This is a genomic window from Amycolatopsis panacis (assembly GCF_003600245.1).
Taxonomy (GTDB): Bacteria; Actinomycetota; Actinomycetes; order Mycobacteriales; family Pseudonocardiaceae; genus Amycolatopsis; species Amycolatopsis sulphurea.
On record NZ_QZFV01000013.1, the window covers coordinates 1 to 8,906 of the forward strand.

The 8,906-nt window shown below is 71.6% G+C and carries 6 protein-coding genes and 2 pseudogenes; 4 read left to right on the forward strand and 4 right to left on the reverse strand.

Translation table 11 applies throughout. From position 1 onward, the window contains the following. Positions 1-757 precede the first annotated feature (757 nt). On the forward strand, positions 758-1,051 hold the full coding sequence (locus tag D5S19_RS01280) for a DUF3040 domain-containing protein (RefSeq protein WP_120021489.1): 294 nt from the start codon (positions 758-760) through the stop codon (positions 1,049-1,051). A gap of 15 nt (positions 1,052-1,066) precedes the next feature. On the opposite strand, the gene D5S19_RS01285 is transcribed toward D5S19_RS01280, so the two are convergent. Continuing rightward, positions 1,067-1,546 (reverse strand): Lrp/AsnC family transcriptional regulator, encoded by a 480-nt coding sequence (locus D5S19_RS01285; RefSeq protein WP_120021490.1) that lies wholly within the window; start codon positions 1,544-1,546, stop codon positions 1,067-1,069. A 156-nt stretch (positions 1,547-1,702) separates the two neighbouring features. On the opposite strand from D5S19_RS01285, the pseudogene D5S19_RS01290 reads away from it, so the two are divergent. The 3 genes and pseudogenes from D5S19_RS01290 to D5S19_RS01300 all read left to right on the forward strand — a co-directional run bounded on the left by D5S19_RS01290 (position 1,703) and on the right by D5S19_RS01300 (position 5,913). Beyond that, positions 1,703-3,995, forward strand: a pseudogene (locus D5S19_RS01290) (transketolase-like TK C-terminal-containing protein). Between the two features lie 155 nt (positions 3,996-4,150). Next, positions 4,151-4,918, forward strand: coding sequence for a trypsin-like serine peptidase (locus D5S19_RS01295; protein WP_120021491.1), 768 nt, complete (start codon positions 4,151-4,153; stop codon positions 4,916-4,918). 42 nt (positions 4,919-4,960) lie between these two features. Continuing rightward, a pseudogene (locus D5S19_RS01300) lies at positions 4,961-5,913 on the forward strand (SDR family NAD(P)-dependent oxidoreductase). On the opposite strand, the gene D5S19_RS01305 reads toward D5S19_RS01300, so the two are convergent. From D5S19_RS01305 to D5S19_RS31865, 3 genes are all read right to left on the reverse strand, one after another. Beyond that, positions 5,914-6,717, reverse strand: coding sequence for a hypothetical protein (locus D5S19_RS01305; RefSeq protein WP_456061893.1), 804 nt, complete (start codon positions 6,715-6,717; stop codon positions 5,914-5,916). 108 nt (positions 6,718-6,825) lie between these two features. Beyond that, complete coding sequence (locus D5S19_RS01310; protein WP_120021493.1) at positions 6,826-8,340, reverse strand: CehA/McbA family metallohydrolase; 1,515 nt, start codon at positions 8,338-8,340, stop codon at positions 6,826-6,828. A gap of 112 nt (positions 8,341-8,452) precedes the next feature. Continuing rightward, on the reverse strand, positions 8,453-8,614 hold the full coding sequence (locus D5S19_RS31865; protein ID WP_158605455.1) for a hypothetical protein: 162 nt from the start codon (positions 8,612-8,614) through the stop codon (positions 8,453-8,455). Between the last annotated feature and the right edge of the window lie 292 nt (positions 8,615-8,906).

Sequence of the window (8,906 nt, forward strand, 5' to 3'; positions counted from 1 at the left end):
GCAACCGGCTGCCCCGGCACGAACACCTCCATCACGAACCGCTCCAGCTCACCATTCAAAGCCCGCACCACAGCAAGATCCACACCAGAATCACACCACAAGATCAACAACTCCTGACAAAGCCCTAGCTGAGGCTGTGAAGGGACCCTTCACAGCCTTCAGAGACACGCCTTCCCGGGCCCGGACGGGTTGAGCGTCGCGGCCCGCGCGGCCAGTTCGGCCGCATACCCTTGCCCCGAACGGCGGTCCCACAGCCGAGCGCCACAAAGCCCACTTCCCACCCGACCGCACACCACCCACACAAACCCGCCCCAGCCCCACAACCGACCGCCGCCACATCCCTGGCCACACCCGGCCGGACACCACCCGCACAAACCCCGTGCCCCACAACCGACCGCCCTCACCGGCCGACCCACCCGGGCCACCCACCCCAAACCCGGCGCACCCTGCCCAACCGGCCCACCCCGGCCCGTAAGCCCGGAGCCCAGCCCGTCACCCGGCCCCGCAAACCCTCCCCGGCTACCCACCCGAAGCACCACCCACCACCCCTTCACGCGCAGGCGGTTTCTTTCCCACCACACCACCGGCCCGGCACACCTCGGGCAGGCCGCACGCCGAACCCCGGCAACCGCCCCATCCCCCGCTGGGCACGCGAATTCGCGATTATTCCGGCAAAACCGAGGCTTGACGGCACCCCTGCCCGGGTACTCCACTAAGGAGGTGCGATCACCGGCCCGTCCCGCCCGAGGAGGGGGTCATGCTGCCCCATCGCGACCGCAGCGCGCTGCGGAAGATCGAAGAGGAACTGGCCGCGAGCGACCCCGCGTTCGCGGCAGTGCTGAGCCAGGGCGCGCCACCCGTGCGGTCCCGGCTTCGCCTGATCACCCTGATCCTGGCCGACTTCACCGCCCTGTTGATGATCATCCTCGGGCTCGTCACCGGGGCCACCGGCCTGTTCCTGTGGGGCCTGGCCGCCGCGCCGGGCCTGGTCTGGGCACACCGCATCCTGACCCCCCGCACCCGCGAGGACGATTCCGGCGAACAACCCTGACCGAGCGGCCCCGGCTCAGTCCCCGGTGGCGCGCTCGAGCAGCGGGGTGAGCCGGTAGGGCACCATCTCGCGCATCACCAGCGCGTTGCTGGTGCGCTCGACGCCCGGGATCTCCAGCATCTGCCCGGCGATCCGGTACAGGTCCTCGGCGTCGGTAGCGACCACGTGCACCAGCAGGTCCTGCGGGCCGGTCAGGCCGTGCACCTGCAGTACTTCCGGCACTGCGGCGAGCGAGCGGCCCACCTCGTCCAGCATCCGCTGGGTGACCTGCACCGTGACGTACGCCGACAGCGGGTACCCGAGCGCGGCCGGGTCGATCCGGTGCTCGGGCGAGCGCAGCACGTCGCCCTGTTCCAGCCGGGCCAGCCGACTCTGCACGGTGTTGCGGGAAAGCCCCAGCTCCTCGGCGAGCGCCACGGCGGTGGCCCGCGGGGTGCGGCCGAGCGCGAGCAGGATCCGGGCGTCGGTGGCATCGAGCCGCCGGGCACTGGGCATGGTGCGCAGTCCTCTCCGAGCCTTACGGCTCCGGTTTGGGCGTTGTGCTCAATCCATTCGGGGTTGGTTGAGCAGCCTAACCACCTCTGGTGGACTGGTGCGAACGTTCCGCCCAAGAGAGGTTCCGCCGACGTGACCAGCACCGCCCCCGGCCGCATCCGGGAGAACGACACCGTGGACGTCCTGCGCGAGGTGGCCGACCGCGTGCTCTGGCTGTCCACCGCGATCATCGACCACGCCAACCGGGTGCGGCCGAACCCGACCGGGCTCAAGGTCGGCGGGCACCAGGCCTCCAGCGCCTCGATGGTCTCGATCATGACCGCGCTGTGGTTCGCCCGGTTGCGCGAGCAGGACCGGGTGTCGGTGAAACCGCATGCCTCGCCGGTGCTGCACGCGATCAACTACCTGCTCGGCGATCTCGACGAGAAGTACCTGACCTCGCTGCGGGAATTCGGCGGGCTGCAAAGCTATCCGTCCCGGTCGAAGGACCCGGACCAGGTCGACTACTCCACCGGTTCGGTCGGCATCGGGGCCACCGCGCCGCTCTGGGGCGCGCTCGCCCGCCGGTACGTCGAGTCGCACGGCGGCGGCGCGGGCACCGGGCGGCAGTACTCGCTCGTCGGCGACGCCGAACTCGACGAAGGCGCCTGCTGGGAAGCGATTCTCGATCCCACGGTGGCGGAGCTGGGCGAGGTCGTGTGGATCGTCGACCTCAACCGCCAGTCGCTCGACCGCGTCGTGCCCAACATCGGCGCGACCCGGCTGCAGGGCATGTTCGAAGCGGCCGGCTGGCAGGTGCTCACCGTGAAGTACGGCCGCCTGCTGCAGGAGCTGTTCGCCCGCCCGGGCGGCGAGGCCTTGCGGCAGCGCATCGACGAGATGCCGAACCCGGAGTACCAGCGGCTGCTCCGCTGCACGGCGGCGCAGCTGCGGGAACGGCTCGGCTCCCCGGAGCTGACGCCGCTGCTGGACACCCTCGACGGCGAAACCCTGCACGCGGCCATCCGCAACCTCGGCGGACACGACCTGCCGGCCCTTCTCGACACCTTCGACGCCATCGACGACAGCCGGCCGACCGTCGTTTTCGCCTACACCGTCAAGGGATTCGGTCTCGCCAGCGAGGGCCACCCGCAGAACCACTCGTCCCTGCTCACCGCCGAACAGATCGGCGAACTGGCCGACCGTGTCGGTGCCTCGCCGGACCACCCGTGGCAGAAGTTCCCCGACGGCTCCGCAGCCGCCCGGCTGTGTGCCGAGACGGCCCACCGGCTGCAGCGGGAAACCGTTGCACTACAACAGGTTCCCGCGATCCCGGCGGACATCGGGCGGACCCCGACAGGGCGCGCCACCACCCAGGCCGCGCTCGGCCGGGCGCTGCTGGATCTGACCCGCGAAGCACCGGAGGCCGCGGAACTCGTGGTGACGCTGTGCCCGGACGTCTCCTCCAGCACCAATCTCGGCGGCTGGGTGAACAAGGTCGGCGTGTGGTCGCCGCAGGAGCGGGTGGACTGGTTCGCCGACGACCCCGAGACCATCCTGCACTGGCGCGAGCGGCCCACCGGTCAGCATCTGGAACTGGGCATCGCCGAGGTGAACCTGGTCAGCGCACTCGGCGAACTGGGCACCACGTGGTCGCGCTGGGGCCGTCCGCTGCTGCCGATCGGGGTGCTCTACGACCCGTTCGTCGAGCGGGCGCTGGAGCCGTAGTCGTTCGGGATCTACGGCGGCGGGCAGTCGATCCTCGTCGGCACCCCGTCCGGGGTCACGCTCGCGCCGGAAGGCGGCGCGCACCAGTCGGTCACCACCCCGTCGGTCGGGCTGGAGCAACCCGGGTGCGTGACCTACGAGCCCGCGTTCGCGATCGACGTCGAGTGGACGCTGCTCGCGTCGCTGGCCCGGCTCGGCCGACCGGACGGCACCTCGGCCTACCTGCGGTTGTCCACCCGTCCGGTGGACCAGAAACTCGCCGCGGTGCCGGCCGATCCGGCCGCGCGGGAACGCCGTCGCCGCCAGGTCGTCGCGGGCGCCTACCCGATCCGCGCCGCCCCGGTCGCCCGGCCCGACGTCACGCTGGTGACGATGGGCGCGATTGGTCACCGAGGCGCTCACCGCGGCCGACCGGCTGGACGCGCTGGGCAAGCACGCCGACGTCGTCTGCGTGACCAGCCCCGGCCTGCTGTTCCGCGCCGTGCAGGCACGCGCGGGCCAGGACACCGCGGACACCTGGATCCTCGAATCGGCCCTGCCCGCCGACCGCCGCGCACCGATGGTGACCGTGCTCGACGGGCATCCGCACACGCTCGCGTTCCTCGCCACGGTGCACCGGGTCCGCGCGGCGCACCTCGGGGTCACCCAGTTCGGGCAGTCGGGCGACCTGGACAGCGTCTACCACCACCACGGGATCGACACCGACAGCATCATCCGGGCGGCCCTGGACGTCGCCGGCTGACCCGACCGGCCTGGCGGGAGTCCGTGAAGGGATGTCTTCACGGACTCTGGGGCTGTGAAGGGTCCCTTCACAGCCGTAGGGAAGCCGCGCTGTGAGGTTGCTGTGCGTTTGGCTTAGGGGGTGCGCGAGGCGGGGCGGCGTGGTCACCTTGAGCGGTGAAGATCGTGGTTTTCCGGACCGGGCTCGTGGTCGTGGCCGCTGCCGCGCTCATCGCCGGCAGCGCCGCGGCGGCCGCGGTCGACACCGTACCCGGGGGTGTGGTGAACACCGCCGCCGTGGCACAGACCGCGAGTTCCCCCGCACAGTCCACGGGAAGCGCGGTGGGCACCTTGGTGTCCGGCGGCAAGCACTTCTGCACCGCCAGCGTCGTGCACAGCCCGGGCGGCGACCTCCTGCTCACCGCCGCCCACTGCCTCGGCGACGGCATCAGCGGGCTCACCTTCGTCCCCGGCTACCGCGACGGCGCCGCCCCGTACGGCAGCTGGAACGTCACTTCGGAGACGATTCCGGCCGGCTGGCAGGATTCCGCCGACCAGGATCTCGACTTCGCGTTCCTCACCGTCACCCAGCCCGGCACCAGCGCCACGCTGGAAAGCCTCACCGGCGCCAACACGCTCGGCACCGGCCAGGGCTTCACCCACACCGTCACCCTGACCGGATATCCCGACGCCACCGAAGATCCCGTCGTCTGCACCGGTACCGCCACCCAGTCCGACACCTACCAACAACGCATCGCCTGCCCCGGTTTCCCGGACGGCACCAGCGGCGGCCCGTGGATCATCGGCGCGGACCCGCTGACCGGGCTCGGCACCGTAGTCGGCGTGATCGGCGGCTACCAGCAAGGCGGCGACACCGCGGACGTCTCCTACAGCGCCTACTTCGACACCGACATCCAGGCACTCTACGCCCAAGCCACTGCCTGAAGCGCTTGCTCTGGAGCGCACCCCGGCTCCTGGCCTGGGCCGATGCACACGTCCCAGCACCCGATCGGCTCCGGCTTCGGCGCCAAAAGCACCGCCACCGAAGTCCTCGAAGGTCTCGATCTCTCCGGCCGGCTCGCCGTGGTCACCGGCGGCTACTCCGGCATCGGCCTGGAGACCACCCGCGCCCTCGCCGCGGCCGGCGCCCACGTGCTCGTCCCGGCGCGGCGCCCGGAGGTCGCCGCCGAGGCACTCGCGGGCCTCGAACGGACCGAAACGACCCGGCTCGACCTCGGCGATCTCGGCAGCGTCCGCGAGTTCGCGGACGCGTTCCTCGCCTCCGGCCGCGGGATCGACCTGATCATGGCCGGCGCGAGCGTGATGGCCTGCCCGGAGACCCGCGCCGGCCCCGGCTGGGAGGCCCAGTTCGCGATCAACCACCTCGGCCACTTCGCCCTGGTGAACCGTTTGTGGCCACCCGTCCGCCCCGGCGCACGGGTGGTGGCCGTGTCCTCCCTCGCCCACCGCCGCTCCCCGATCCGCTGGGCCGACCCGCACTTCACCACCGGCTACGACAAGTGGACGGCCTACAGCCAGGCCAAGACCGCCAACGTCCTGTTCGCCGTGCACCTCGACAAGGTCGCGCCGAAGCACAGGGCGTGCGAGCGTTCTCGCTGCATCCGGGCGGGATCATGACGCCGTTGCAGCGGCACCTGCCGCGCGCGGAGATGGTGTCGTTCGGGTGGTGCGACGAGGAGGGCAACGTCCTGGGCGCCTTCAAGACGCCGGAGCAGGGCGCGGCCACCCAGGTCAGGGCGGCGACCGCACCCGCACTGGCGGGCCTCGGCGGTCTCTACTGCGAGGACTGTGACATCACCGAAGTGACCCCGGCCGAAGCCGGCCACGGCGTCCGCGAGCACGCCGTCGACCCGGCCGAGGCACAGCGGCTCTGGCAGCTGTCCGCGGACCTCACCGGGGTCGACGCGTTCGCCCGCTGATCAGCGCGAGACGGCCGCGGCGGCCGGGACCTGGTGCAGGGAAAGATCCTGCCCCGCACCGGAATCTGCCGCCCACGCCCCGGACTCGGCGGTCCAGGTCTGCCCGGCGAAGCTGACCTTGTCCACCCCCAGCGCGACGGAGCGGGCCACCAGCCAGCTGCCGATCCGCCAGCCCTCCTCCGCCGGGTGGGCGCCGCTGAGCCGGGCAGTGCCCAGCTCGGCGTTCGCCGTGTCGACCAGGTCCACCCGCGGTGCGCCGACCGTGATGTTCCGGCAGGTCAGCGCGGCCGGATACTGGCCGGTCAGCGCGCCTCCGGCGGCCGCCGCCACGTTCTCCCACTGGGCGTAGGCGTCCGGCAGCGCGGAGCGCTGCACCTCCTGCGCCGCCTCGGTCACCGGCATGGTCTGCCAGCCGGACAGCTTCGCGAGCTTCTTGTAGAACGCGGTGGCCGCGTAGACCGGGTCCTGCAGCTGATCCGGGTTGCCCCAGCCCTGGCTCGGGCGCTGCTGGAACAGGCCGACCGAATCACGATCGCCACCGGAAAGGTTACGCAGCCTGGATTCCTGCAACGCGGTGGCGAGCCCCACGGTGACCGCGTGCGGTGGCAGGCCCATCTTGCCGGCCACCGCGGCGATCACCGCGGCGTTGTCCATCTGCTGCGGCTGCAGGGTGTACTGCGGGGCCTGCTGATCCGACGGTCCCTGGGGGAGGGTCACCGTGCACCCCGGGGTCTTCACCTCGTTGCCCCGGAAGTAGACGACCACCACCACGACCACCGCCGCCAGCACCACCACGACTGCCACGATCGCCGCCCGTACGCCAAATCCGCGCACTCCTGCCCTGCCCTTCAGCCACGCCTTCGCCGACGCCCAGTCTGCCCGGGCGCCGGTTCCGGCGGGACCGCGGGGCGGTCATCCGCCCAGGAAGACCGGGTTCGTCATGGCCACCATCGCGTTCGGCGTGCTGGTGCCCGGGCTGCCGGAAGGACGCCGCACCTCGGCCCGTACCCACCGGCTGTAGCGCGGATAGGTCTGCCAGGTCACGGTGGCGCTGCCGGAATCCCGCACCGTCTCGGTGTGCTCCGGGCCGAGCTGATCGAGGAAGGTCACCGTGGTGCCGGGCACCCCGGACACACTCGCCCGCACGGTGACCGGCGTGCCGGTGCCCGCCGCCAGCCGTTCGCCGATCCCCGCCGTCCGGCCGCCCCCGGAGACCGAGAAGTCCAGCTGCACCGTCTTCGATTCGGCCAGCCACGAACGGCCCGCCTTGAGCCCGGCGAGCAACTCGGCCCGGCCGAGCCGGTCGGCCAGCACCACGGTGTGTGGCAGTGCGACGACCTGGTCCGGGTTGTGCGCATCGGAATCGCCGATCGCCGGAATCCAGCGACCGCCGCGCAGCAGCCCGTCCCAGTGCGTCACGCCGGCCTCGTCGTCCGGCGTCCACGGGCCGTTCCACACCTCGACGAGATCCGCGATTTCGTAAGCGAATTCGTAGGTGCAGCCGAAGCAGTTGGCGAACGGGTGCGCCGCGGTGACCAGACCGCCCGCCCGGTGCACCTGGTCGGTGAACCGCCGGAAGTCGCGGGGGTCGGCGGCCCGGTAGCGCCAGTCGATCCAGGTGCCCGCGGGCAGGCCGATCGCGGGCCAGTGCCCGGAGCGGGTGGTGACCTCTTCGCCGTTGAGGATCAGCAGGTCGTCGGTGGCGTGGTCGCCCCAGATCAGCTGCGCGCTCGGGGTGTTGTGCTCGGTGGAGACGATGAAGTCCAGGCCGGCCGCACGCGCGTCGGCGACCAGCTGCTCCGGCGTGCGCCGACCGTCGGAGTGCACCGTGTGCAGGTGACAGTCGCCGCGGTACCACGCCCGGACGCGCTCGCGGGCCGGAGCACGCTCCGGCGCCGGGTTCGGCCGGAACGGCTTCGCGTCGTCGCGGCCGAAGGTGAGCGTGATGTCCACGCGGTAGTTCATGCCCTGCGGGGCGACCGTGTACGGGCCGAGAATCACGTGCCAGCGGCCGGGGGTAATCGGACCGGCAAGGTAGCCGGGCGTGGCCTGCGCGGCGCTGATCGAAAACCGGTCGCGGAACCCGCCGGACCAGCCCCGGAAACCTCGGGCATTGCCCAGCTCGTGCCCCTCCGGCCCGAACATGCCTATGTCACAGGCGTTTCCGCGCACACCGGGCGGGACCGACGGCCGGTCGTAGGAATAGACGACATCGATCTGCCGGACCCCACGCGGCACATCGACCGGCAGGTAGTACCAGTCCGGCACGTCGGGCCGGAAGGTGCCGGTGACGGTCCGGGTCTCCGGCGCGGCCCCCGGCGCGGGCGCCGCGAAAGCCACCCCGGGCAGCATGCCCATCGCCGCGCCCGCCGCGGCCACCCCGCCCGCCCGCAGCATGTTGCGCCGGCTGAGTTCCCCAGTGGACATCTGCGCACCTCCGCACTCGACTGACGCGCCGACGCTAAGGCGAGCATCCAGCCCCCGCAACGACGCGCACGTGAACACTCGGCGACCGGCAGGCGGGAATTGCCGGAAAGGATCAGCCGCGATTGCCGATCAATTCCCTTTCCGGCACCGGCCGCCCGGCCGCAGGCGCGACCGGCACGCAGGCCAGGAGCAGAAATGCCGCCACGACGCCCAGGAGCACGTGGCCGGCGAGGGCGCACAATCCGCATAATGCGGTCCACAGGACGATCTTCATCCAGTGATTGTAGAACCCCCGGGAATCGGCCGCGCGCAACTTGGGAAAGAATTAGGGTTGCCCCGCGCATTATTGGGGCGATGAATTTCCGGGGGAAAGGAAAGGGTTGCCTGATCTTTTCCGGCCGGAGTGACCGGCGGTCGGGCGGGCGGAAACGGGCCGGGTGCTGCGTGGTCTCGCGGCCGTGGTCTCGCGGCCGTGGTCTCGCGGCCGTGGTCTCGCGGCCGTGGTCTCGCGGCCGTGGTCTCGCGGCCGTGGTCTCGCGGCCGTGGTCTCGCGGCCGTGGTCTCGC

Coding starts and splice junctions, on each gene's coding strand:
- D5S19_RS01280 (WP_120021489.1), top strand. CDS start 758: ATGCTGCCCCATCGCGACCGCAGCGCGCTGCGGAAGATCGAAGAGGAA.
- D5S19_RS01285 (WP_120021490.1), bottom strand. CDS start 1,546: ATGCCCAGTGCCCGGCGGCTCGATGCCACCGACGCCCGGATCCTGCTC.
- D5S19_RS01310 (WP_120021493.1), bottom strand. CDS start 8,340: ATGTCCACTGGGGAACTCAGCCGGCGCAACATGCTGCGGGCGGGCGGG.
- D5S19_RS31865 (WP_158605455.1), bottom strand. CDS start 8,614: ATGAAGATCGTCCTGTGGACCGCATTATGCGGATTGTGCGCCCTCGCC.